The organism is Agromyces neolithicus (assembly GCF_039529735.1).
Classification (GTDB): Bacteria; Actinomycetota; Actinomycetes; order Actinomycetales; family Microbacteriaceae; genus Agromyces; species Agromyces neolithicus.
In genome coordinates this window covers 231808-254197 of record NZ_BAAANJ010000001.1, presented here as the reverse complement: position 1 = coordinate 254197, position 22390 = coordinate 231808, and the positions used below count along the sequence as shown (strand labels likewise).

21 protein-coding genes and 1 pseudogene are annotated in these 22390 nt (G+C 69.4%); 11 read left to right on the top strand and 11 right to left on the bottom strand.

Annotated elements, in window-relative coordinates; all coding sequences use genetic code 11:
• Positions 1–222 precede the first annotated feature (222 nt).
• From ABD164_RS01195 to ABD164_RS01180, 4 genes are all read right to left on the bottom strand, one after another.
• Positions 223–1233 (bottom strand): putative F420-0 ABC transporter substrate-binding protein, encoded by a 1011-nt coding sequence (locus ABD164_RS01195; protein ID WP_344292575.1) that lies wholly within the window; start codon positions 1231–1233, stop codon positions 223–225.
• 167 nt (positions 1234–1400) lie between these two features.
• A complete protein-coding gene (locus tag ABD164_RS01190) occupies positions 1401–2417 on the bottom strand; it encodes an EamA family transporter (RefSeq protein WP_344292573.1) in 1017 nt (338 codons plus the stop codon).
• A gap of 45 nt (positions 2418–2462) precedes the next feature.
• A complete protein-coding gene (gene cofD / locus ABD164_RS01185) occupies positions 2463–3545 on the bottom strand; it encodes a 2-phospho-L-lactate transferase (protein WP_344292571.1) in 1083 nt (360 codons plus the stop codon).
• Between the two features lie 149 nt (positions 3546–3694).
• Complete coding sequence (locus ABD164_RS01180; protein ID WP_344292569.1) at positions 3695–5092, bottom strand: HNH endonuclease signature motif containing protein; 1398 nt, start codon at positions 5090–5092, stop codon at positions 3695–3697.
• 289 nt (positions 5093–5381) lie between these two features.
• On the opposite strand from ABD164_RS01180, the gene ABD164_RS01175 reads away from it, so the two are divergent.
• Positions 5382–7529, top strand: coding sequence for an elongation factor G (locus tag ABD164_RS01175; protein ID WP_344292566.1), 2148 nt, complete (start codon positions 5382–5384; stop codon positions 7527–7529).
• A gap of 22 nt (positions 7530–7551) precedes the next feature.
• Here the strand turns inward: ABD164_RS01175 and ABD164_RS01170 are convergent.
• Positions 7552–7698 (bottom strand): annotated as a pseudogene (locus ABD164_RS01170) (DNA polymerase IV); the annotation flags it as partial.
• A gap of 240 nt (positions 7699–7938) precedes the next feature.
• On the opposite strand from ABD164_RS01170, the gene ABD164_RS01165 reads away from it, so the two are divergent.
• Positions 7939–8607: a hypothetical protein gene (locus ABD164_RS01165; RefSeq protein ID WP_344292565.1), complete on the top strand. Its 669-nt coding sequence runs from the start codon at positions 7939–7941 to the stop codon at positions 8605–8607.
• A 9-nt stretch (positions 8608–8616) separates the two neighbouring features.
• Positions 8617–8835, top strand: coding sequence for a hypothetical protein (locus ABD164_RS01160; RefSeq protein WP_344292563.1), 219 nt, complete (start codon positions 8617–8619; stop codon positions 8833–8835).
• Positions 8836–9025: 190 nt separating this feature from the next.
• Here ABD164_RS01160 and ABD164_RS01155 read toward each other — a convergent pair whose 3' ends face one another.
• The gene (locus tag ABD164_RS01155; protein WP_344292560.1) at positions 9026–10111 is read right to left on the bottom strand and encodes a DNA polymerase IV; all 1086 of its coding nucleotides are present in this window, start codon (positions 10109–10111) and stop codon (positions 9026–9028) included.
• 75 nt (positions 10112–10186) lie between these two features.
• Between ABD164_RS01155 and ABD164_RS01150 the strand changes: the two genes are divergently transcribed.
• Positions 10187–10753: a GrpB family protein gene (locus tag ABD164_RS01150; RefSeq protein ID WP_344292559.1), complete on the top strand. Its 567-nt coding sequence runs from the start codon at positions 10187–10189 to the stop codon at positions 10751–10753.
• 15 nt (positions 10754–10768) lie between these two features.
• Here the strand turns inward: ABD164_RS01150 and ABD164_RS01145 are convergent, their stop codons facing one another.
• Both ABD164_RS01145 and ABD164_RS01140 read right to left on the bottom strand, forming a co-directional pair.
• Entirely contained in the window at positions 10769–11758 is a 990-nt protein-coding gene (locus ABD164_RS01145; RefSeq protein ID WP_344293363.1) for an epimerase, read from the bottom strand.
• 68 nt (positions 11759–11826) lie between these two features.
• Positions 11827–12729, bottom strand: a complete 903-nt coding sequence (locus ABD164_RS01140) for an alpha/beta fold hydrolase (protein WP_344292557.1) — start codon at positions 12727–12729, stop codon at positions 11827–11829.
• Between the two features lie 144 nt (positions 12730–12873).
• On the opposite strand from ABD164_RS01140, the gene ABD164_RS01135 reads away from it, so the two are divergent.
• Positions 12874–13095, top strand: coding sequence for a hypothetical protein (locus ABD164_RS01135; RefSeq protein ID WP_344292556.1), 222 nt, complete (start codon positions 12874–12876; stop codon positions 13093–13095).
• Between the two features lie 42 nt (positions 13096–13137).
• Here ABD164_RS01135 and ABD164_RS01130 read toward each other — a convergent pair whose 3' ends face one another.
• From ABD164_RS01130 to ABD164_RS01120, 3 genes are all read right to left on the bottom strand, one after another.
• Positions 13138–13791, bottom strand: coding sequence for a hypothetical protein (locus ABD164_RS01130; RefSeq protein WP_344292554.1), 654 nt, complete (start codon positions 13789–13791; stop codon positions 13138–13140).
• A 106-nt stretch (positions 13792–13897) separates the two neighbouring features.
• Positions 13898–14329 carry an MmcQ/YjbR family DNA-binding protein gene (locus ABD164_RS01125; protein WP_344292552.1) on the bottom strand — a complete coding sequence of 144 codons (432 nt, stop codon included), beginning with the start codon at positions 14327–14329 and terminating at the stop codon, positions 13898–13900.
• Positions 14330–14441: 112 nt separating this feature from the next.
• Complete coding sequence (locus tag ABD164_RS01120; RefSeq protein WP_344292550.1) at positions 14442–15836, bottom strand: aminotransferase-like domain-containing protein; 1395 nt, start codon at positions 15834–15836, stop codon at positions 14442–14444.
• Positions 15837–16074: 238 nt separating this feature from the next.
• Between ABD164_RS01120 and ABD164_RS01115 the strand changes: the two genes are divergently transcribed.
• From ABD164_RS01115 to ABD164_RS01090, 6 genes are all read left to right on the top strand, one after another.
• Complete coding sequence (locus ABD164_RS01115; protein ID WP_344292548.1) at positions 16075–16923, top strand: nitrilase-related carbon-nitrogen hydrolase; 849 nt, start codon at positions 16075–16077, stop codon at positions 16921–16923.
• A 97-nt stretch (positions 16924–17020) separates the two neighbouring features.
• Complete coding sequence (hydA, locus tag ABD164_RS01110; RefSeq protein WP_344292546.1) at positions 17021–18484, top strand: dihydropyrimidinase; 1464 nt, start codon at positions 17021–17023, stop codon at positions 18482–18484.
• Positions 18485–18601: 117 nt separating this feature from the next.
• Positions 18602–19633 carry a TIGR03842 family LLM class F420-dependent oxidoreductase gene (locus ABD164_RS01105; RefSeq protein WP_344292544.1) on the top strand — a complete coding sequence of 344 codons (1032 nt, stop codon included), beginning with the start codon at positions 18602–18604 and terminating at the stop codon, positions 19631–19633.
• 137 nt (positions 19634–19770) lie between these two features.
• Entirely contained in the window at positions 19771–20622 is an 852-nt protein-coding gene (locus ABD164_RS01100; RefSeq protein WP_344293361.1) for an ABC transporter permease, read from the top strand.
• Positions 20619–21452 carry an ABC transporter ATP-binding protein gene (locus ABD164_RS01095; RefSeq protein ID WP_344292542.1) on the top strand — a complete coding sequence of 278 codons (834 nt, stop codon included), beginning with the start codon at positions 20619–20621 and terminating at the stop codon, positions 21450–21452. The genes ABD164_RS01100 and ABD164_RS01095 overlap by 4 nt, the downstream gene beginning before the upstream one ends.
• On the top strand, positions 21452–22264 hold the full coding sequence (locus ABD164_RS01090; RefSeq protein ID WP_344292540.1) for an ABC transporter permease: 813 nt from the start codon (positions 21452–21454) through the stop codon (positions 22262–22264). The genes ABD164_RS01095 and ABD164_RS01090 overlap by 1 nt, the downstream gene beginning before the upstream one ends.
• Positions 22265–22390: the final 126 nt, after the last annotated feature.

Sequence of the window (22390 nt, the reverse complement as noted above, 5' to 3'; positions counted from 1 at the left end):
CGCCCCGGCCCACCGGTCGCCCGGGTCGAGCGGGTCGAGCGGTTTGAGCAGGCGCGCCAGCGCCACGGCCCGCGCCCGGGCCCACGGCATCCACCCACGTTCCGAAAACAGGAACCGGTTGCTCGGAGGGGCCGCCCGCGCCTGTTCCCAGCTCCGCGTCGGCGCGTCTTCCTGTTTTCGGAACGCGCGTGACGGGCGTGACGGACGGGGTGGGGCGCGTCATCAGCCGAGCGCCTCCAACTGGTCGACGAGCGACGCCACCGCGCCGACGTTGCGCACACCGGCTTCGGTCGCCGGGAAGTCGACGACCAGATACCGCTGCTGCGCCACCGCGGGCAGCGCCGCGGTCGCGGGGTTCGACTCGAGATGCTCGATCTTCTGCTCGGCCGTGTTCCACGCCGCGTCGACGAGCACGATGACGTCGGGGTTCGCGGCGACGATCGCCTCCCAGCCCATCGCCGTCCAGGTGTCTTCGACGTCGGCGGCGACGTTCTCGAGCCCGGCGGCCTGCATGATCATCTGCGGCGCGCCGATGCCCGCACCGACATAGGGGGTGTCGTCGCCCGAGCTGTACCAGAGCGCCGTGAGGCCGTCGGCGTTGGGCTCGATCGCGTCGAGCTCGGCGCGCTGTTGCGCCACGAGCTCGGCCGCGGCATCCGAAACACCGAAGATCGCACCCGCCTCTTCGAACTCGCGGAAGACCTCGTCGAACGTGAGCGGGTTCGGCATGTAGCCCTCGCCCTTGCACGCGGCGGGCGCCACGTAGCTCGCGACGCCGAGCTTGGCGAGCGTGTCGCGGTCGCCGGCCCCCTCGGCCGAGAGGTTCGACTCCCAGCCGGCGAACACGAGGTCGGGCTCGAGGGCGAGCGTCGCCTCTTGCGACGGCACCTTCTCGGAGAGCACGTCGATGCCGGATGCCGCATCCGCGAGCTCTTCGGGAACCGGGCCGTCACTGAACGCGCTGCCGATGACGCGATTCTCGAGTCCGAGCGCGAGCATGAGCTCGAGCGTCGACGACTTCACGGTGACGACGCGCTCGGGCGCCGACTCGAACGTCACCTGGGTGCCGCAGTTGTCGATCGCGAACGGGTAACCGGATGACCCGGTGTCAGTGTTCGCCGGTTCGTTCGCGGTTGATTCGGGCGACGCGGTCGAGGTGCCGGCGCAGCCGGCCAGCAGCAGTGCGGCGGCCGGGAGTGCAACGGCAAGAGCCAGGGAGCGGGGGAAGGGCATGGGGCCTCCGGGACGGTGTGCAAGTGACATTCCGACGGTGTCGGCGACTCGCGACCCAATCCCGGGCCACTCACACCGGTCAGATCCAGACCGGCGGTCGGTTCCATCGTAGTCCCGCGGTGAGGGCCTGTCAGCCGATCGCGCTCACGACCCCACCACTCGTCGACTCACGCCAGTCCGAGCATCACCGACGCGGTGACGGCGAGCACGATTCCCGTGGCCTGCACCGCGTTGACCCGCTCGCGCAGCAGCACCCAGGCCAGCAGCACGGTAGCGACGGGGTACAGGTTCACGAGCACCGCGACCACGGCGACGCTGCCCGCGTGCAGGGCGACCATGAGCAGCACGTTCGCGCCGCCGATGAGCAGGCCCGCGATGGCGGCGAGCAGGCGTGCGCGGTTGCGCCGCGTGTAGTCGTCGACGGTGACCATGGCCGAGCCGGGCGTCGGTGTGGTCGAGAGGTGCGCAGCCGTGGCGGAAGCGGCAGCCGCAGCCGCGTGCCCCGGGCCTGGCTGGGGCGCCTCGTGCGCCGGGCCTGGCTGGGACGCCTCGTGCGCATCGAGCACAGCCACGAATCGGCGCACCGCAGGCACCGCGCGCGAGAGCCCGACAAGTCCGAGCAGCAGCACGAACCCGAGCGTGGTGTCGAGGAATACGGGCACCATGCCCGCGTCGTCGGGCACCGCGTCGAGTGCGACCGTGGCGAATCCGAGGCAGAGCCCCGCGATCACCGCGTACAGCAGTGTGCGAGGCCGAGCGCCGCGGGTGTCGACGCGACGTTCGACGCTGATGAGCACCGAACCGAGGATGGCGAGGGCGATCGCGGCCCATGCGACTGGGCCGAGCTCGTCGCCGATCGCGAACGCCACCACCACGGGCACGGCCGAGCTCAGCAGGGCCATGAGGGGTGACATGAGCGAGATGGGCCCGGCCGCGAGGGCGGCGTAGAAGGCGAGGAAGCCGATCGCCGCCAGCACGCCCGCGATGATGCCGCCGGCCACCGCGGACTGCGACCAGACGCCGCCGGCCGCGAGCAGCGCGATGACGAGCACGATCGCCGCGAACGCGTAGTTGATGGTGCTCGCGGCGAGCACGGGGATGCGGCGCGCGGCGACACCGCCGAAGTAGTCGCCGACGCCGTACAACAGTGCCGACCCGAGCGCGAGCACGACGATGAGGGTCATCACGTCAGTCTGCCCTGATCTGTACGGGGTGGGAGCCTGGGCCCGTTACGAGGTGGGTCGCCCGAGTGCCACCCCGAGGTCGATGGCGGCTCCCGCGAGGGCGGACGAGGTGGCGAGATCGCGCATCCAGAGTGGCACCGCGCGCGCGACGACACCGGCCCCTTCGAGCGGCGCCAGCGCCGGGGCATCCGTTTCGTCGACGAGCCAGCCGTCGAGCAGCCCGCCCCTTGAGCGCGCACCGTAGTGACGGCCGACCGCCTCGGCGCTCGTCTCGACGCCGATGACCGGAAGGCACGCGTCGGCCATGCCGCGCACCACCTTTCCGCCGATGATGGGCGAGAGGCCGACCACCGGAGCCTGCGTGGTGGCGATGGCCTCGCGGATGCCCGGTATCGAGAGGATCGTGCCGATCGAGACGACCGGATTCGACGGGGCGAACAGCACGAGATCGGCCTCGATGATCGCCTCGACGACTCCGGGTGCGGGGCGCGCCGCATCGAGGTTGCGCTGCCGGAATGCACGCGCCGGAAGCATCGCCCGATGCCGGGTCCACCACTCCTGGAAGTGCAGCTCGCGCTCGCCGCCCGGCGCATCGGGGTCGGCGACGAGCACGTGCGTGTCGACCTCGGTGTCGGTCGCGGGGATCAGCCGCACCCCGAGCGGCCAGCGACCCTGCAGCCGCTCGGCGACCTGCGATGGCGTCTCGCCCTCGCGCAGCCACGACGTGCGGGCGAGATGCGTGCCGAGGTCGAGGTCGCCGAGGGTGAACCACGGCCAGCCGACGCCCCACTCGCGAAGTTCGGCGGCGACGCGTTCGGTCTCGCCCGCACGACCCCAGCCCCGCTCGGTGTCGTTGACACCGGCGAGCGAGTACAGCAGCGAGTCGAAGTCGGGCATCAGGCGCACGCCCGCGAGCCACAGGTCGTCGCCGGTGTTCACGATGACGGTGACGGATGCCTCGCCGCCGTCTCTCCCGTCGGGCCGGTCGCCTGCGGTGCGGCCTTCGCCGCCTTCGCCGCCGTGCGCATCGCCGGAAGCGGGCTCGGGCCAGCGCCGCCGCACCTCTTCGCGCACGCCGCGCACGAAGCGCGCGCCGCCGACTCCACCCGCGAGCACCGTGATCTTCACCCTGCCACGCTATCGGCGCCGCGAGGCGCGGGCGACGGCGCACGGCCGCGCTGGCGCACGGCACGGCCGCACGGCCGCGCCGGCGCACGGCCCCGCAGCCGCACGGTTGCGGGTTCCCAGTCGTTCAGCACTGGCGCGTGTCGCACCGATCACGCAGTGCGCGCGCGGGCGAGTTCGAACCGGGCGCGCCCGCCGAGTCGCGGAGCTTGCTGCGGATCGATATGCGGTGGCGGAATGAACCAGACTTCGTTGCGGCCCGCGCGTATTCGCCACCCGTCGCGATGCACCATGTGATGGCAGAAACTGCAGAGCATCACGCCGTTCTCGAGGTCGCTCGGCCCGTCGTCGCGATGCCACCAGAGGATGTGGTGCGCCTCGACGTAGGAGATGTTCTGGCCGCACGACGCGCAACCTCCGTCGCGCTCGCCGAGCGCGAGGCGTTGCGCGCGGGAGAAGAACCGTGCGGCGCGCCCGAGGTCGAGGGGAATGCTGTCGCCGCCGAGCACGGCGGGGATGAGCTCGGCATCGGCGGCCATGCGCCTCGCTGTGCCGGCCGAGATGGGCTGTTCGAGGCCGTCGATGCGCGCATGCCCGACGCCGTCGACGAGGGCGTCGAGGTCGAGGCGAACCACGACCGCGGTCTTCACGAGCGGGGTCAGCGTCTGCGTGCACCCGAGTGTGTGCCGCGCCAGCATGGCGAGTGCGTCGACCTGGATCTGCGGGATCGTGCGCTCGTCGTCGACCGCGGGCCCCGGTTCGCACTCGGTGGGCTCGCGTCGACGCAGCACGTCGCTGACGAGTGCCTCGATCGCCGCCTTGATCGGCGCGGCCGACTCGGGGTCGAGCCGGGCATGCAGGTGCACCATGCCGTTGCCGGCCTCGCGCATGGTGAGTGAACGCTCGCCACGCAGGAGTTCTTCGCAGGGTTCGACACCGTCGGCGTCGAGTCGGGCCTCGGCCTCGCGCACGCCACGCATGAGGAGTTCGAGCGGCACCTGCGTGGCGAGTTCGACGAGCGCGCCCTCGGCGACGTCGGCGAGTGCGGGATCAGCGCGCAATGCGACCCGGTCGAGCATCGACGTGATCGCGGATGCCGCGTCGATGCCGATCGCTGCGGTCTGCAGAGCGGCCGCGACGTGTGGATGCTTCGACGCCACGCGCTCGCCACCGAACGTCTGCCGCTCGGCCGTGGCCGCGCCGACGCCGATCAGCCTGGCCGCGTCGCTGCGCGTCGACCCGGTCGATGCCGCGATCAGCCGCACAGGATTGTGGAACCCCCGCGCCTTCGCGAGCCCGATGTCACCGAACTCGGGGCCTGAGCGCCGCGCTACCTCGGCGGCGACCCGGGCCAGTACCACCTCGGCGTCGCGCCGCACCCGAGCGAGCAGGTCGGTGACCGCGACGAGGCCCGAGTCGCTCATCTGCTCGAGTTCGGACTGTGTCGTGCCGGGAATCGCACCGAACGCGGGCATCGAATCGGCCCACGCGCCCCGCAACGCGTCGAGGTCTCGCTCGAGCGGTGCGAGCGGTTGCGGGCTGCGTTCCATGGTTCGATCCTGCACCCACCCACTGACATCAGGATCGCAACGGAAATAAACGCTGATCGGGAGAATCGACCTGTGGATAACTTCGCGCGAAGCTCGCCTGTGGAGGACGAGTCGGCACAACGAGACATCCGATACCCGCGACATCCGACCGCTCGCGAACGCGCCGCGGCAGGCTCGCGAACGCGCCGCGGCAGGCTCGCGAACGCGGTTCCCGTAACTCCACCTCTGGCATTCGCGCGCCGACGGGTACACGATGGATGCACGGATCCGCAGCGGCGCGGGAGGCCACATGAACCAGGTACCCACCTCGACCCACCGCACGGTCGCCCTCGTGGGCGCGGCCGGCGCGGGCAAGACGACGCTCGCCGAGGCGATGCTGCTCCGGGCGGGAGTCATCCCGAGGGCGGGCACCGTCGAGCAGGGCACGACGGTCTGCGACCATGAGCCCGAAGAGATCGCCCGGGGAACATCCCTCGGGCTTTCGCTCGCCCACCTCACCTGGCGGCCCGGCGATGCAGGCGGCAGCAGCGCCGGAGCCGCCGACGGCGAGTGCACGATCACGCTTGCCGACACGCCTGGGCGGTCGGATTTCGTCGGCTCGGTCGACGTCGCGCTGGCGGTGGCGGATGTCGCGGTGGTGGTCGTGAGCGCGGTCGACGGGGTCACGGCGGGCACACGGTTCGTATGGGGCGCCGCAGAGGCGGCGGGACTGCCGCGTATCGTCGTGATCACGCAGGAGGACAAGACGCGCGCCGACTTCCATCGCGTGCTCGGAGAGCTGCGCGCAGCGTTCGGCGATCGCCTGTGGCCGCTCGAGCTGCCGCTCGGTGAAGAGCAGTCGTTCCACGGCATCGCCGACGTGCTCAGTGAGCAGGCGCTCGAGTACGACGAGTCGGGTCGCCACCACGACGGCCCGATGCCGGCCGACGCCGAAGCCGAGGAGCACCAGATGCACCTCGACGTCACCGAAGAGATCGTCTCGCACGACGACGAGCAGCTCGAGGCCTACCTCGAGGGCAACGAGCCGTCGCCCGCCGAGCTCGAGCGCACGCTCGCGAGGGAAGTCGCGTCAGGCGGCGCGGTGCCGGTGATCGTCTGCTCCGGCGTGACCGGCACGGGCGTCGACCGCGTGCTCGACCTGCTCTGCGAGTTGTCGCCGTCGGCTCTCGAGCGCGAGGCGCGCATCGTCGTCGGCGGGTCGCCGAAGGGCGCGAACGGCACGGATGCCGCGACCGGGGCATCCTCTGCTTCGAAGGGCGGCGGCAGCGGGGCAGAACTCCGCGTCGCCCCGAACCCCGACGGCGAGGCGCTCGTGTACGTCTTCCGCACGGTGGCCGATCCGTTCGTCGGACAGGTCTCGATGCTCAAGGTGCTCTCGGGCGTGCTGCACCCGAGCGACCGGCTGCACAACGCCACCACCGGCGCCGATGAGCGCATCCACGGGCTCTTCCAGCTGCGGGGCGCCGAGCACCTGCAGGTCGGGGCGCTGCGCGCGGGCGAGGTCGGCGCCGTCGCCAAGCTCACCGGGTCGCCGTCGGGCACGCTGCTCTGGTCGCGCCCGAGCGGCACCGCCCGCCCGGCCCCGTTGCCGACGCGCCCCGCGGTGTTCGCGGTGAGCCTCACCCCGGCCACGCAGTCGGACGACGAGAAGATGTCGACCGCGCTCGGGCGGCTCGTCGCCGAGGACCCGACGCTCGTCATCGACCGTGCGGGCGATCAGACCATCCTGCGCGGCCTCGGTGACATGCATGTCGAGGTCGCCGTCGAGCGTCTCGCCCGCGTCTTCGGGGTGCACGTCGACACCGGCCCCGCGCCTGTGGCGTACCGCGAGACGATCGCGGGCAGCGCCGACGTCGAGGGCAAGCTCAAGAAGCAGTCGGGCGGCCACGGGCAGTTCGCCGTGGTGCAGCTTCGCGTCTCGCCCCTGAAACCGGGCGAGGGGTTCGAGTTCGTCGACTCGGTGGTCGGCGGCTCGGTGCCCCGCACCTACATTCCCGCGGTCGAGAAGGGCGCACGCGATGCACTCGCCGGGGGCGGTCCGCAGGGTCATCCGGTCGTCGACGTGCGTGTCGAACTGTACGACGGCAAGTCGCACTCGGTCGACTCCTCGGAGATGGCGTTCCGCACCGCGGCCTCGATCGGCGTGAAGGCCGCGCTCGCCGAGGCCGGCACCGTGATGCTCGAGCCGGTGTCGGTCGTGACGGTGACCGTGCCGGCCGACCTGCAGGGCACCGTGCTGACCGACCTGTCGGGCCGCCGCGGCCGGGTGAGCGCGACCGAGACGGCCGACGACGGCCGGGCCCGGGTCGTCGCGAGCGTGCCCGAGGCCGAGCTCAGTCGCTACGTGCTCGACCTGCGCTCGATGACGGGCGGGCAGGCCGAACTCACGATCACCCCCGACCGTTACATGAAGGTGCCGAGCGGCGCGAAGGTCTGAGCCGCTCACCGCTTGAGCTCGCTCACCGCCCGCTGCGCGTCGGCGTGTGCCCCTCGCGGGTCTCCTCGGGCATGGCCATCTCGGCGCGCAGCCCGAGCAGCCGAATGGGCCGGTCGGGCTCGATGCGCGCAACGAGGTCCATCACGCGCGCCATCACCTCGTCGCGGTCGACGGAAAGGACCACCGCCTCCACACGGCAGTTTGAGGGTGAGCCCCATCCGGCCTTCGATACATCTGACATGCTGCGCGGATGTGCGGGAATGTGCGCGCATGCTACGCCCGGTGACTCGCTGCGATAGCTTGGGACTCGGGTCGCTGACTATTGTCTCGGTTGGCCGCGCTGGGGGGTCGCGGGGGACTGAAGTCGACGCCGTTTCAGTGATCGAATTGAGTGATGAGGGGGGCGCATTTGCGCACAGAACTCACGTATGTGACCGCTGGTGCGGTCGCGGCGGTGATCTTGGCTGGAGCCTTGCCGGCGAATGCTGACGAGGGTGAGCCTGGTGAGGTGCTGGTCGCGACTGTAGCGGAGGCCGTCCCCGAGTTGGTGGAAGATGCCGTTCACCTGGCGAACACTACGAGCGGCGTGGAGGCAGTTCTCGAGAACGGCGAGGTCTCTCTGCCGGAGTCCTCGAACGAACCGATCCAGGTGGAAGCGGCCGACGGAGCCGAGTTCTCATTCACCCTCCCCGAAGCCGGGTCCTCTGAAGCCGGAGTGTCAGATGGCGCAGCCAGCTACGACCATGGCGACGGCAGTTCGTCGGTGGTCTTGGTCAACCCAGACGCAAGCGTGACGATCACGAGTGTGATTGAGGGGCCAGATGCGCCGAGCACATTCTCGTACGAGTACGACGTGACGCTCGAACAGTTCGAGGATGGCGGCGTGGTCGGGTATGACGCTGCTGGGGAGCTTGCGGTAACGATCGCGCTGCCATGGGCGCTCGACGCCAACGGCAACAAGGTAGACACTTGGTACCCCGTGGCGGGCAACACCCTGACACAGCACGTTGCCCATCGCGCCGAAGGTGTGGCGTATCCCGTCGTTGCCGACCCGCTGAACTACGGTCGCGCTCTGTAACCCGTGATCATGCGAGCGATCATCTGGGCAGGTGTCTGTGTCGTCGGCACCTGTGGTGGTGTCACAGGCGCAGTCATGCTGTTCAACAGTGGGGTCGTTGCCGACGCATCGGGCACATCGGGTAGCTCACCGTTGGGCTGGATCATCCTCGTCGCCAGCGCAATTGTGGCGTTCCTCGGATTTGTGAAGCTCATCCAGGCGCTGCCGAAGTCAGGGAGCCGCGAATAGCTCGACAGTAGTTCTTGAACCATCGGCCTCGGTCGGCCCTTCTTCCGGATGGGTCGGCCGAGTGCTTCGTGCGAAGCTGAACGATCCAGGTCGATCGGAGATTCCGACCGGCTGGGCGCCGTACCGCTGCAGCGATGCTTCGCGGACGACGACTGGGACGAAACGCTTGGCGAGGTATCGAGGCGCTCGCTCACCACCCGCTCCGCGTGGGCGTGTGCCCCTCGCGCGATTCCTCGGGCATGCGCATCTCGGCCCGCAACCCGAGCAGCCGCACCGGCCGGTCGGGCTCGATGCGGCCGACGAGCTCCATCACGCGCGCCAGCACCTCGTCGCGGTCGAACGTCTCGGTCACCTTCTTCGTGAACGTCTTGGTGATGAACGGCGCATATCTCACCTTCAGTGCGAGCCCGACGACCGGGCGGCCTTCGGCTGCGACATCCGCGAGCACCTGATCAGCCAACGTGCGCACGGCAGCCTCGATCTGCGCGGGCTCGGTCAGATTCTGCTGGTAGGTCGTCTCGCGGCTGTGGCCGCGCGCCACCCACGGGGTGTCGTCGACGACCCGCGCCCCGTCGCCGCGGCCGAGCTGGGCGTACCACGGACCCATCCGCGGGCCGAACTCGGCGACGAGTCCGTCATCGTCCGGTGAGGCGGCGGCAAGCTCGGCCACCGTCGAGATGCCGATCGCGGCCAGGCGCCGCGAGATCTTCGAGCCCACGCCCCACAGGTCGATCGTCGGCCGGTCGCCCATCACCTCGAGCCAGTTCTCGGCCGTGAGCCGGAACACGCCCTGGGGCTTGCCGAACCCCGTCGCGACCTTCGCGCGCACGAGGGTGTCGCCGATGCCGACGCTGCAGTGCAGGCGCGTGCGTTCGAGCACAGCCCGCTGCAGCGCCCGCGCGTACTCCTCGGGGTCGTCGGTCTGCACGCCGACGAACGCCTCGTCCCAGCCGAGCACCTGCACGACGGCGCCCGGCTGTGCGCGAAGGGTCGCCATGACCGCATCGGATGCCTCGTTGTAGGCCACGTGGTCGACGGGAAGGATCACCGCGTCGGGCACCTTGCGGGCCGCGATGCGCAACGGCATGCCCGAACCCACACCGAACTCGCGGGCCTCGTACGACGCCGTCGAGACCACGGCGCGCTCGGTCGGATCGCCGCGTCCGCCGACGATCACCGGCCTGCCCGCGAGTTCAGGATGCCGCAGCACCTCGACCGCGGCGATGAACTGGTCGAGGTCGACGTGCAGTACCCATGCGTGACTGCGCTGGCTCACGCGACCAGTCTGCCGGGAGCCGCCGACGTCTGCATCGGGCACGCCCACCGGCACTCGCACTGCGAGAATGCCTGTGTGAGCAGAAGTCGCACGCCGCGCCGGCCCGACGTGACGACCGTTGAGCTGGTGGGAGGAGTCGAGGCGCTCGAGCTCGAGCTCCATGACTACGACGAGCGTTGGGCGGGCCGCTACCTCGATCACCGGCGGCGAATTCGTGATGCTCTCGCGGCGGCAGACATCGAGATCGAGCACATCGGTTCCACCGCGGTCCCTGGACTGGCAGCGAAGCCCATCATCGACATCGTGGTGACGGTGGCCGACATCACCGCTGAAGAGGACTACCTCGATGCGCTGCTGACTGCCGGATACGAATTGCGGGTGCGCGAACCCGGACATCGGCTCGTGCGTACACCAGCACGCGACGTGCATGTGCACCTCTACGAGCGCGGCGATCCCGCCGTGGATGAGTATCGCCTCCTGCGCGATCACCTTCGCTCGGATGCTGCCGATCGTGCCGTCTACGAGCGCACCAAGCGAGCGCTCCTCAGCACGCCGTGGAACGACATGAACGACTACGCCGACGCCAAGACCGATGTCATCCTCGCGATCAAGGAACGAGCGAGGGCGCGGCGAAGGCAGTGATTCAGAGACGAGCCCTCAGCGAGCCCTCTGGCTGGAGGTGACGTCCTTCAAGGCCTCTCGGAGGTCGGGGTGTCGAAAGGTGAATCCGGCGGCGGTGAGTGTGCCGGGCAGCACCCATCGGCTCTTCAGCACCAGTTCCGGCTCGGTCCTGAGCGCCCACATGGCCGGTTCGAGCATCCATCGCCATGCGGGCATGCCGACGGGCATGCCGACGGTTCGGCGAAGGGTGCGCATGAGTGTGCGGTTGTCGCTGGGGTTGGGACTGGCGATGTTCACCGGGCCCGAGATGTCGTCACGGTCGCGAAGGAACCGGATGGCGCCGATGACGTCATCGATGTGCACCCAGCTGAACTTCTGGTATCCGCGGGTGCGATGCCACGACGCCCGACTGCCGCCTGTGGGTGCCGGGCCGATTCCCCGGTAGCGGCGGTGAGGAAACCACCAGCCGTCGAACTGCGGCCCGCCGAGCCCCAGCCGCGCGAGTGCGATGAGCTTGTTCGTCGCCGGGCCGTCACCGAGCACAATCGCCATCCGCAGCGCGACGCGACGTGTTCGCGGGAGCTCGTCGGCGAAGAATTCCTGCTCCCAGCGCCGTGCCACGTCAACCGAGAAGCCCTCGCCGAGTTCGCCATCTGCTTCGGTGTTCGCGCGATCCATCGCGTGCCGGTAGATGGTCGCGGTCGACGCGTTCAGCCAGACCGCGGGCGGCCTGCTCGCAGATGCCACCGCCTCCCGGAGCGCCCGAGTCGTGTCGATCCGTGACCGCAGGATCTCGTCACGATTCGAGTCGCTGTAGCGGCAATTGACCGACATGCCCGCCATGTTCACCAGCACGGCAGAGCCCTCAATCGCTCGAGTGATGCCGGCGGCATCGGCCCAGGTCACTTCACCGGCACGGCCGATCCGTCGCACCTGGTAACCATCGTCGACGAGCGCGCGCACAAGGGCGGCGCCGACGAAGCCACTCGCACCCGCGACCACCGCCACCGGTGCATCCGCCACCAACGCCTCCAACTGCCAGAGAGTGAACCTCGGTCGAGCCTAGCGCCGCGGACCCTTTCCTCCGTTGGTGGTCAGCCGTCGTCGCGCAGCCAGTTCACGACGTATGCCGGCGCGGTGTCGGCGGCCTCGAGTGCGAACGCGACATGCGATCCGTCCATCCAGTAGAGCTCGGAGCCGGTGATATGCGCGTGGGCGTACTCGGCGCTAGCCGGGGGCACGTTCTTGTCGGAGCGCCCGTGCAGGATCAGTGTCGGGCAGGTGATGCGATCGAGCGGTGCGGGAGTGAAGGTCGTGAAGTCATTCCTCATGCCCTGTCGTCGTCGTGCCGCACCGAGCGAGGCACGAAGCGTCGCCTCCAACGTCGCCGTGCGGCCGGGGATTGCCGCGAGCGTCGTGGCGCGGTCGGAGGCGGCCGCCTTGGTCTCGGTGCCGACGAGTCGGAACAGCGCGGTGAGGGTCGGCCTCGTCGCGTGGGTCAGGAGCCAGATCTGCGCCCTGGCGAAGGTGTCCCTCGCCGCAACCTGTGTCGCCACCGCCGGAATCGGGCCCGGGATGCAGACCCCGTCGACTTGAACGAGCTTGGCCACTCGGCCGGGGTGCCTGGCTGCGAGCTCGTAGCCCGCGGGGCCGCCGCCTGAGACGGCGAACACGATGATGCTGTCCATCCCGAGCGCATCGAGCAGCGCCGCGAGGGCATCAGCCTGTTGGGCGAAGGTCCGCCCCGTCGACAGCGGCGTCCCCAAGTAACCGGGCCTGCTCGGGGCGATGATCCGGAACCCGTTCACGCGCAGAAACTCCGCCGCCACGAGCCCTTGATCCCACCCGCCGAGGGTGCCGTGGATGGCGAGAATCGGCTCGCCCCGTCCACGCTCGGCGTACTCGACAAGTCCCGAAGCCGTCGAAACGGTTCGCGGTGTTTCCGCCAAGCACTCGCGGAGGTCTTCCGGCGATGGCGATCTCGGCGCCGTGGCCATGATCAACTATCGCAACGAACACGCCTGTCGACCAGAGTGAGCTTCAGGATTGTCGGATCCTGTAGGGACGATCCCGACCACGATCGACAGCGGCGCCGGCAGCAGCGCGACGTTCGGGCTATTCACGAGGCTAGGGTTGTGCGCATGGGAGACGAAGAGGACTCCACGCCACCGGCGAACGGCGTCGCAGACAGACCCGAGCCGCCGTACCAGGCGCTCCTGCCGAATCTCGACAAACTGAGTCGGTCGTCGTTCGACAAGGGCACGGTCAGCCGACGGCGCATCAACCGCGCGCTGCTCATCCTCGCGCTCATGGCGGTCGCAGTGCTCGCCGTGATCTTCCTGCCGCCGCTCATCAACGGCTGAACGCCATGCTGATCTCCTCGATGGGCGTGTCGGTCGACCGGTTCATCGCCGCGGGGCGATGATGCTCACGGTTCGGGTGGACGCAGGCCTGGTCGCGAGCACAATCGCGAGCACCCCGAGGAAGACCACGGCGGTCGACCGTACCAGCTGATCGAGACCGACCAGTACGGTCACTGCAGCCTGGCTCGACGAGGACGAGCCGACCGCGAAGATCAGCAGCTGCAGCAGCGATGGCACGATGACCGCGATCAGTGCCCAGAACGGCGCCCAGTTCCACGGGGACGGAACAACACCGGCTCGCGCGACCTGCACGGCGGCCACGGCTGCCAGTATCGCCGCCATCAAAGTGCCGACGGTGCCGAGCACGACCTGTTGATCCAGCGCCAGACTTTCGTCAGGAATGAAGTCCCATACGAATCGGCTCGCGAACGTCCAGAGCGCGAGCACGGCGAGTGCCCCGGTGCCGAGCGGGCGGCGTGCGGTCACGCTGCCGGCTCGGCGAATGCCGAACGCGAAGATCAGCAGCGCGATCGAGAACAACGCGGGGCCCGCGAACCCTGAGCCGGGGATGGTCCAGAGCATCGGAGCTGCGATGGTGCCGACCAGTGTTGAGACGATCAGCAACGCTCCGCCGATCGTCCATGCGCGACGCGCGTCTCGGGTGGTCGCATCGTTGCGCGGTAGGGCACTGGTCACGCCCGGCAGCATATCCGGCATCGTCGGGCCGGCCGGGTGCCGCCTCGCCGAAACAAGTCGCGGCAGCGCTCAATGCCGGCGCCGCGGCATGCGCCAGAGACCGTACTCAGTCACCGCGACGACGTGCAGCCATTGTGTCGGCGTCCCCGGCATGCTCGAGCGCCTCGAACTCACGCCGCAGATACTTGGGAGCCTGAACACGCCACGCCTCGGTCACGAGCTCGGCGAGATGGTCGTCGTCGATGCCGGCCATGCGGAACGCGACCTTCGGCTCGCCCCACCTGGTCGTTGTACGCAGGAACACGTCGGGCGCCATTTCGACCAGGGCGAGCGCGTCGAGTCGGTCGGCGACCTTCACCCCGACGACGAGTTCGCTCGCGATGATCTGGCGCATGTCGGCGGGAATGCTCGGCCAAGGGTGGCATTCCCACGCGTACAGCTTGCCGCGCACGAACCACGCGGCACCGCCCGTCATCGCGCGCTCCTCGCTGCCGGGAAGCCCCATGGTCGTGCGCCGTAGGTCGTCGAGAGTGGCCACGGCGTGATCCTATGCTGCACCACTGGCAGCGACCACTGACAGTGACCACTCCCAACGACCACTGACAACGATCACCGGCAACTGCCACCCGCATGGCACACCGAGTGTGGCCTCAATACCCCCCGGCCACCACATGCTGCGCCGCCGTCGCGAGCGCATCGGCGACCTCATCGACGTCGTCGCGCACCATGCCGACCGTCACGCGCACGAACTCCCCCGGCCGACGCGAACGGGCCGCGCCCGAGGCATCCGACCCGTTCGCCGCAGCGAGGAACGGCGATCCCGCCGCCACCCGAATGCCGGCGGCCGCCAATTGCACGAGGGCCGACCGCTCGCTGAGCACCGGCATCCACAGGTTGACCCCGTCTGCCGGCGCAACCGTCACTCCGCGCGCTCGTAGCGCGTCACCGAGCGCGCGCTGCCGCGAGAAGTACTGCCGGCGCGCCTCGGCGACTGCGTCGAGCGACGACCCGTCGGTGAGCAGGTCGAGCAGGATCGTCTGCAGCATGCGCGAGGTCCACCCCGGTCCGAGCATGCGGCGCGCCGTGATGCGGTCGATGAGCTCGCGCGGGCCGCCGAGGGCGGCGATCCTGAGGTCGGGGCCATGCGACTTCGAGAAGCTGCGCACGTGCACGACCTGCGCGGGCACCCAGGTGCCGAGCGTCACGTCGCCTTCGGTCGAGATCATGCCCGAGTGGTCGTCTTCGATCACGATGAGCGCGTCGCCGTCGGGCGAGTCGCGGATGACCCGTGCCAGCGCCTCGGCGCGATCCGGAGTCATCGAGGCGCCGGTGGGGTTCTGAGCCCGCGGCTGCACGAGTGCCGCGACCGGCCGGCTGCGCAGCGCCGTGGCCAGCGCCTCGGGGATCATGCCCTGCTCGTCGAGCGCGACCGGCACCGCGACGGCGCCGAGCACGTCGAGCAGGTCGAGGAACGGCGGGAATCCGGGGTGCTCCACCACGACCCGGTCGCCGAAGCGCACGACCTGTTCGAGCGTGCGCGAGAGCGCGTCGAGGGCGCCGTCGACGACCATGATGCGCTCGGCCTGCGACGGCCACGAGTCGGCCAGCACGGCCGCGAGCGCGGGGATCACCGGCACCGATTGGTAGCTGCCCGTCTCGGCTCGGGCCGAAACGCGCGAGAGCGCGGGCGCGAGCGCGGGCAGCAGCAGGGGATCGGGGGTGCCCCGTGAGAGATCGAGGCGCACGGGGTCGTCGGGTGCGGCCATGCCGCGCATGCGCAGTGCGAGGCGACCGGCGGATGCCTCGCGCACGAAGCTGCCCGCTCGCCCGCGTGATTCGATCAGGCCGGCGCGGGCGAGCGCCTGCCAGGCCTGGCTGACGGTGGCGGGGCTCACGCCGAGTTCGGAGGCGAGCTCGCGCACCGTGGGCAGACGTTCGCCGGCCTCGAGCTCGCCGCTCGTGACCAGCCGGGCCAGGTCGCCCGCGATGCCCTTCGGCGTCGTGTCGCTGAACGACGCGAGCGAAGTGAGGTGCGAGACATCCATACGAATACCCGAACGCACCATTGCCTCCTTACGCCGTAGGCGACAGGATGATTAACCACCACGTCACTAGGTGAAACATAAAGGAAATGTTCACGCCGAACAATAACGGAACGGGCCGCTAGGCCCGTCGGGCAGCATCCATCGGCACCACCACCCGGCGTTCGACCACCGCCCGGTAGGTACGAGCACCACACCTACCGAACCGACGGCAACGGCGCCGACCGACTCAGGAGGCAACATGACGATCGTCAGAGCGGCCATCACGCAGACGACCTGGACCGGCGACAAGCAGTCGATGCTCGACAAGCACGAGCAGTTCGCCCGCGACGCCAAGGCGCAGGGCGCCGAGGTGATCTGCTTTCAAGAGCTCTTCTACGGCCCGTACTTCGGCATCACCGAAGACGTGAAGTACTACGACTACGCCGAGCCCGCCGACGGCCCCATCGTGCAGCGCTTCGCAGCGCTCGCGAAAGAGCTCGGCATGGTCATGGTGCTGCCGATCTACGAAGAAGAGCAGCCGGGCGTCTACTACAACACCGCGGTCGTCGTCGACAACGACGGCACGATCCTCGGGTCGTACCGCAAGCACCACATCCCGAACCTCGACAAGTTCTGGGAGAAGTTCTACTTTCGCCCCGGCAACCTCGGCTACCCGGTGTTCAACACTGCGGTCGGCCCCATCGGCGTCTACATCTGCTACGACCGGCACTTCCCCGAAGGATGGCGCGAGCTCGGCCTCAACGGCGCGCAGATCGTGTTCAACCCGAACGCCACGAAGCCGGGCCTCTCGAACCGGCTCTGGGAGATCGAGCAGCCGGCGGCAGCGGCAGCGAACGGCTACTTCGTCGCCGCCGCGAACCGCGTCGGCCTCGAAGACAACGAGTACGGCGACCTCGCGGTGAACTTCTACGGCAAGAGCCAGTTCGTCGACCCGCAGGGCAACATCGTCGGCGAGTACGGGTCGGGCGAGCACGAAGAGATCGTCATCCGCGATCTCGACCTCGACATGATCCGCGACGTGCGCAACGCGTGGCAGTTCTACCGCGACCGCCGGCCCGACTCGTACACCGCGATCCCCAAGCCATGACGTCGGTCGAGTAGCGACGAAGGAGCGTATCGAGACCACGACACGAGATCTCGATACGGCCTGGCGGCCTACTCGATCGACGAAGAGAGGAGCAGTAGTGACCACCACCCTCATCACCGGCGGCACCGTGGTCGGCGCCACCGGCCGCGCCCCCGCCGACGTGCTCATCGACGGCGAGACCATCCGCGCCGTGCTCGAACCGGGCAGCAGCCTGCTCGGAACGGATGTCGCGGCATCCGTCGACCGTGTCATCGACGCGAGCGGCAAGTACGTCATCCCGGGCGGCATCGACGCGCACACGCACATGGAGCTTCCGTTCGGCGGCACCGCCGCGAGCGACACGTTCGAGACCGGCACGCGCGCAGCCGCGCACGGCGGCACGACGTCGATCATCGACTTCAGCGTGCAGACCTACGGCCAGCGCGTGCAAGACGGCCTGGCCGCCTGGCACGAGAAGGCGGCCGGCAACTGCGCGATCGACTACGGCTTCCACCAGATCGTGGGCGGCGTCGACGAGGACTCGCTCGCGGCCATGCGCGCACTGCCCGACGAGGGCGTCTCGAGTTTCAAGCTGTTCATGGCCTACCCGGGCGTGTTCTACTCCGACGATGCGCAGATCTTGAAGGCCATGCAGGTTGCCCGCGACACGGGCATGCTCACCATGATGCACGCCGAGAACGGCCCCGCCATCGATGTGCTCGCCCAGCAGCTCGTCGACCAGGGCAAGACCGATCCGTATTACCACGGCATCGCCCGTGCCTGGGAGATGGAGGAGGAGGCCACGCACCGCGCGATCATGCTCGCGAAGGTGACGGATGCTCCGTTGTACGTCGTGCACGTCAGCGCGAAGCAGGCCGTCGAACAGCTCGCGACCGCGCGCGACAAGGGCTGGAACGTCTTCGGAGAGACCTGCCCGCAGTACCTCTACCTCTCGCTCGAAGACCAGCTCGGCGCGTCGAGCGACGAGTGGGGCGCGTTCGAGGGGGCCAAGTGGGTGTGCTCGACGCCGCTTCGGGCCCGGGCCGACGGCCACCAGCACGCCATGTGGCAGGCGCTGCGCACGAACGACCTGCAGATGGTCTCGACCGACCACTGCCCGTTCTGCATGAAGGGCCAGAAAGACCTCGGCCTCGGCGACTTCCGCAAGATCCCCAACGGCATCGGCTCGATCGAGCACCGCATGGACCTCATGTACCAGGGCGTCGTCACCGGCGAGATCACGCTCGAACGCTGGGTCGAGCTCACGTCGACGACGCCGGCGCGCATGTTCGGGCTCCACGGCCGCAAGGGCGTCATCCAGCCCGGGGCCGACGCCGACATCGTCGTCTACGACCCGAACGGGCACACGTCGATCGGCGTCGGGCTCGATTCTTCTGGGAACCCTACGGGCCGGGCACACCACATGAACATGGACTACTCGGCCTGGGAGGGCTACGAGATCGACGGCCACGTCGACACCGTGCTCTCGCGGGGCAGGGTCATCGTCGACGGCGACGAGTACCTCGGCGCCAAGGGCGACGGCCGGTTCCTCAAGCGGGGGCTCAGCCAGTACCTGCTCTGACCGACCCGGCGGTCGAGTAGCGAGCGCAGCGAGCGTATCGAGACCCCGCAACCGACACATCGGTCTCGATACGGGCCTGGCGGCCCTACTCGACCACCGGAGAGAAAGGAAACGCAGATGGACTTCGGAGTCGTCCTCCAGACCAACCCGCCCGCGTCGCGCACGGTGCACCTCGCGAAGCTCGCCGAGCAGTACGGTTTCAGCACCGCGTGGACGTTCGACTCGCACCTGCTGTGGCAGGAGCCGTACGTCATCCACAGCAAGATCCTCGCCGAGACCCACCGCATCAAGGTGGGCCCGTTCGTCACCAACCCCGCGACCCGCGACTGGACCGTGACGGCGTCGATCTTCGCGACACTCAACGAGATGTACGGCAACCGCACCATCTGCGGCATCGGCCGCGGCGACTCGGCGGTGCGGGTCACGAACGGCAAGCCGGTCACGATCAAGGAGCTGCGCGAGTCGATCCACGTGATCCGCGAGCTCGCGAACTCCCGGCCGGTCGAGTACAAGGGATCGCAGCTGCAGTTCCCGTGGTCGCGCGGCTCGCAGCTCGACATCTGGGTCGCGGCCTACGGGCCGATGGCGCTGACGCTCGCGGGAGAGGTCGGCGACGGCTTCATCCTGCAGCTCGCCGACATCGACATCGCCGCGTGGATGATCCAGCACGTGCGCGACGCCGCCGAGGCGGTCGGCCGAGACCCCATGTCGATCAAGTTCTGCGTGGCCGCGCCCATGTACATCGGCGACGACTGGCAGCACATGCGAGACCAGTGCCGCTGGTTCGGCGGCATGGTCGGCAACCACGTCGCCGACATCGTCGCCAAGTACGGCTCGAATTCGGATGCCTCGGGCGGGGCGGTGCCGCAAGCCCTGACCGATTACATCAAGGGCCGCGAAGGGTACGACTACAACGAGCACGGGCGCGCCGGCAACGTGCACACCCAGTTCGTGCCCGACGAGATCGTCGACCGGTTCTGCGTGCTCGGCACCGCCGACGAGCACATCGCGAAGCTCAAGCAGCTGGCCGACCTGGGCGTCGACCAGTTCGCCGGCTACCTGCAGCACGACAACAAAGAGGAGACGCTGCGCGTGTACGGCGAGACCGTCATCCCGGCGCTCTCCGAGCACATCACGGCGAAGGCATGAGAGACACCCGTCGGTCGAGTAGGCCCCCAGGGGCCGTATCGAGACCCGATGATGCGCCTCCCGAGGTCTCGATACACTCGCTGGCGCTCGCTACTCGACCGGCGAAGCACGACCGACGCGCGCGGCAGATCGGCGTGATGGTGTGGGGTGCCGTCGGCATCCTCGCGATCGCGCTGATCTGGGAGGCGTACAAGCTGCTCGGCCCCGCCGACGGCGTCGTGATCGCCGGTGCCCGGGTGCTGCCCCGCTCGACCGACCTGGCGATGCCGCACGTCTGGGACATGCTCGGCAGGCTCGCCGAACCCGTGACGCGCTCGCCGTCGGCGCTGCCGCTCTGGGCGGTCGTCGGCCTGGCCGCGCTCACCACCCTCGGCATCGCTGCGGCCGGCTGGCTCGTCGGCCTCGTCGTCGGCATCGGGCTCGCGCTCGTCATGCAGCGCTGGCGCATCGCCGAGTGGGGCCTGCTGCCCTGGATCGTCATCAGCCAGACCGTGCCGCTCATCGCGTTCGCCCCGGTGGTCAAGAGCTGGGGGTCGCGCGTCGAGATCGGCTCGTTCGAGTGGCAGGACTGGATGTCGGTCGCACTCATCGCGAGCTACCTGGCCTTCTTCCCCATCGCCATCGGCGCCCTCAAGGGACTGCAATCGCCCGACCGCATCCACGAAGAGCTCATGCAGACCTACGCGGCGGGGTACTGGCCGACGCTCACGAAGCTGCGCTTTCCCGCGGCAGTGCCCTACCTGCTGCCGGCGTTGCGGCTCGGAGCGGCGAACGCGGTCGTCGGTGCGGTCGTCGCCGAGGTGTCGACCGGACTGCAGGGGGGCATCGGTCGCATCCTCATCCAGTTCGCCGGGCAGGCATCGGGAGACCCGGCGAAGGCGTGGGGTCCGATCTTCGGCGCGATCGTGCTGGGACTCGTCGCCGCAGGCTCGGTCGCGCTGCTCGGCCTCATCTTGAAGAACTACCGACGAACGGAGGAGGCCGCATGACGGATGCGGATGGTGGGGCCGCGGTCGAGGTGCGCGGCGTCGACAAGGTCTTCGAGACCGCGTCGGGGCAGGTGCAGGCGCTCGACGCGATCGACCTCACGGTGGCTGCGGGCGAGTTCGTGTCGCTGATCGGCCCGAGCGGGTGCGGCAAGTCGACCCTCATGCGCCTCATCGCCGACCTCGATGCGCCGAGCGCGGGCACGGTCTCGGTGTTCGGCAAGACCGCGAAGCAGGCACGGCTCGACCAGGAGTACGGCATCGCGTTCCAGTCGGCGGGGTTGCTTCCCTGGCGAACGGTCGCCTCGAACGTCGCTCTGCCGCTCGAACTCCACGGCGTGGCATCCGCTGCTCGTGCCGCCCGCGTCGCCGAACTGCTCGAAATGGTGGGCCTCGCCGACTTCGCCGACCGCTACCCCGACCAGCTCTCGGGCGGCATGCAACAGCGCGTCGCGATCGCCCGGTCGCTCGCCGAGCAACCGCGGCTGCTGCTCATGGACGAGCCGTTCGGCGCGCTCGACGAGATGACCCGCGAGAAGATGCAGGCCGAACTCGTGCGCATCGCCGCCGAGACGGGTGCTGCCGTCGTGTTCGTCACGCACTCGATCCCCGAGGCCGTGTTCCTCTCGGACCGGGTCGTGGTCATGTCTCCGCGGCCGGGTCGCATTCGCGACATCGTGCAGATGCGGCTGGGCGCCGACACGCGCCGAGCCGCCCGCACCGAAGAGCTGCGCGAGGAGCGCGGCTTCTTCGACATGGTCACCGCCGTGCGTGAGGCGCTGCACGGCGATGCACCGGTCGCCGTCGGCCCGCGCGGAGTGGAGACCCGGTGATGTCGACCGTCGCGGCGACCGGGCGAGGGCGGATGAGCCCCCGCACCGAGTCGACGCTGCGCATCGTCGCGCCGATCGCGGTCGGACTCATCGTGCTCGCCATCTGGCAGTTCCTCGTGAGCGTCGTGGGTGTCTCCGACTACCTGCTGCCGAGCCCCGCCTCGATCGTCGAGGAGTTCATCGCCTACTGGCCCTCGATCGTGCAGGCCACGCTCATCACCGGCACGAACGCGCTCGTCGGCCTCGTCTTCGGCTCCATCCTCGGCATCGCCCTCGCCGCTCTCGCCGCACGGTGGAAGGTCATCGACCGCATGAGCGCGCCCGTCGTCGCCGCGCTCGCCGTGGTGCCGATCGTGGCGCTCGCCCCCGTGCTCAACTCGATGTTCGGTGCCGACAGCCAGTTCGGCCGCCAGGCGATCGCCGGCATCGCCTCGTTCGTGCCGGTGTTCCTCAACACCCTGCGCGGATTCCGGCAGACCACGCCCGTGCACCGCGACCTCATGAAGGCGTACGCCGCGAACTCGGGCCAGGTGCTGCGCACGCTCACGCTGCCGACGGCCCGGCCGTTCATCCTCACCGGCATCCGCATCGCCTCGTCGCTCGCGGTCATCTCGGCGCTCGTCGCAGAGTACTTCGGCGGCCCCCGTGGCGGGCTCGGGGCACTCATCTCGACCTCGGCCGCGTCGAGCGCGTACGCCCGAGCGTGGGCCTACGTCGTGGCATCCATCGTGCTCGGCCTCATCTTCTATCTCGCGACGCTCGCCCTCGAACGCCTCGTGCAGCGCGGCCGCCCGGCCGGAGCGGCCCGATGACCCGCACCCGCCCTCGCACCCTGCGCACCCGCACCCTGCGCACCCGCACCCTGCGCACCCGCACCCTGCGCACCCGCACATCCTCCGTTCCGGGGGTGCTTTCGCGACAGAATCACGCGCTCCCGC

What these genes read in the sequence shown, in the direction of transcription:
- ABD164_RS01195 (WP_344292575.1), bottom strand. Translation starts at nt 1,233, where the DNA reads ATGCCCTTCCCCCGCTCCCTGGCTCTTGCCGTTGCACTCCCGGCCGCC.
- ABD164_RS01190 (WP_344292573.1), bottom strand. Translation starts at nt 2,417, where the DNA reads ATGACCCTCATCGTCGTGCTCGCGCTCGGGTCGGCACTGTTGTACGGC.
- ABD164_RS01180 (WP_344292569.1), bottom strand. Translation starts at nt 5,092, where the DNA reads ATGGAACGCAGCCCGCAACCGCTCGCACCGCTCGAGCGAGACCTCGAC.
- ABD164_RS01175 (WP_344292566.1), top strand. Translation starts at nt 5,382, where the DNA reads ATGAACCAGGTACCCACCTCGACCCACCGCACGGTCGCCCTCGTGGGC.
- ABD164_RS01160 (WP_344292563.1), top strand. Translation starts at nt 8,617, where the DNA reads ATGCGAGCGATCATCTGGGCAGGTGTCTGTGTCGTCGGCACCTGTGGT.
- ABD164_RS01140 (WP_344292557.1), bottom strand. Translation starts at nt 12,729, where the DNA reads ATGGCCACGGCGCCGAGATCGCCATCGCCGGAAGACCTCCGCGAGTGC.
- ABD164_RS01135 (WP_344292556.1), top strand. Translation starts at nt 12,874, where the DNA reads ATGGGAGACGAAGAGGACTCCACGCCACCGGCGAACGGCGTCGCAGAC.
- ABD164_RS01120 (WP_344292550.1), bottom strand. Translation starts at nt 15,836, where the DNA reads ATGGATGTCTCGCACCTCACTTCGCTCGCGTCGTTCAGCGACACGACG.
- ABD164_RS01115 (WP_344292548.1), top strand. Translation starts at nt 16,075, where the DNA reads ATGACGATCGTCAGAGCGGCCATCACGCAGACGACCTGGACCGGCGAC.
- ABD164_RS01105 (WP_344292544.1), top strand. Translation starts at nt 18,602, where the DNA reads ATGGACTTCGGAGTCGTCCTCCAGACCAACCCGCCCGCGTCGCGCACG.
- ABD164_RS01100 (WP_344293361.1), top strand. Translation starts at nt 19,771, where the DNA reads ATGGTGTGGGGTGCCGTCGGCATCCTCGCGATCGCGCTGATCTGGGAG.
- ABD164_RS01095 (WP_344292542.1), top strand. Translation starts at nt 20,619, where the DNA reads ATGACGGATGCGGATGGTGGGGCCGCGGTCGAGGTGCGCGGCGTCGAC.
- ABD164_RS01090 (WP_344292540.1), top strand. Translation starts at nt 21,452, where the DNA reads ATGTCGACCGTCGCGGCGACCGGGCGAGGGCGGATGAGCCCCCGCACC.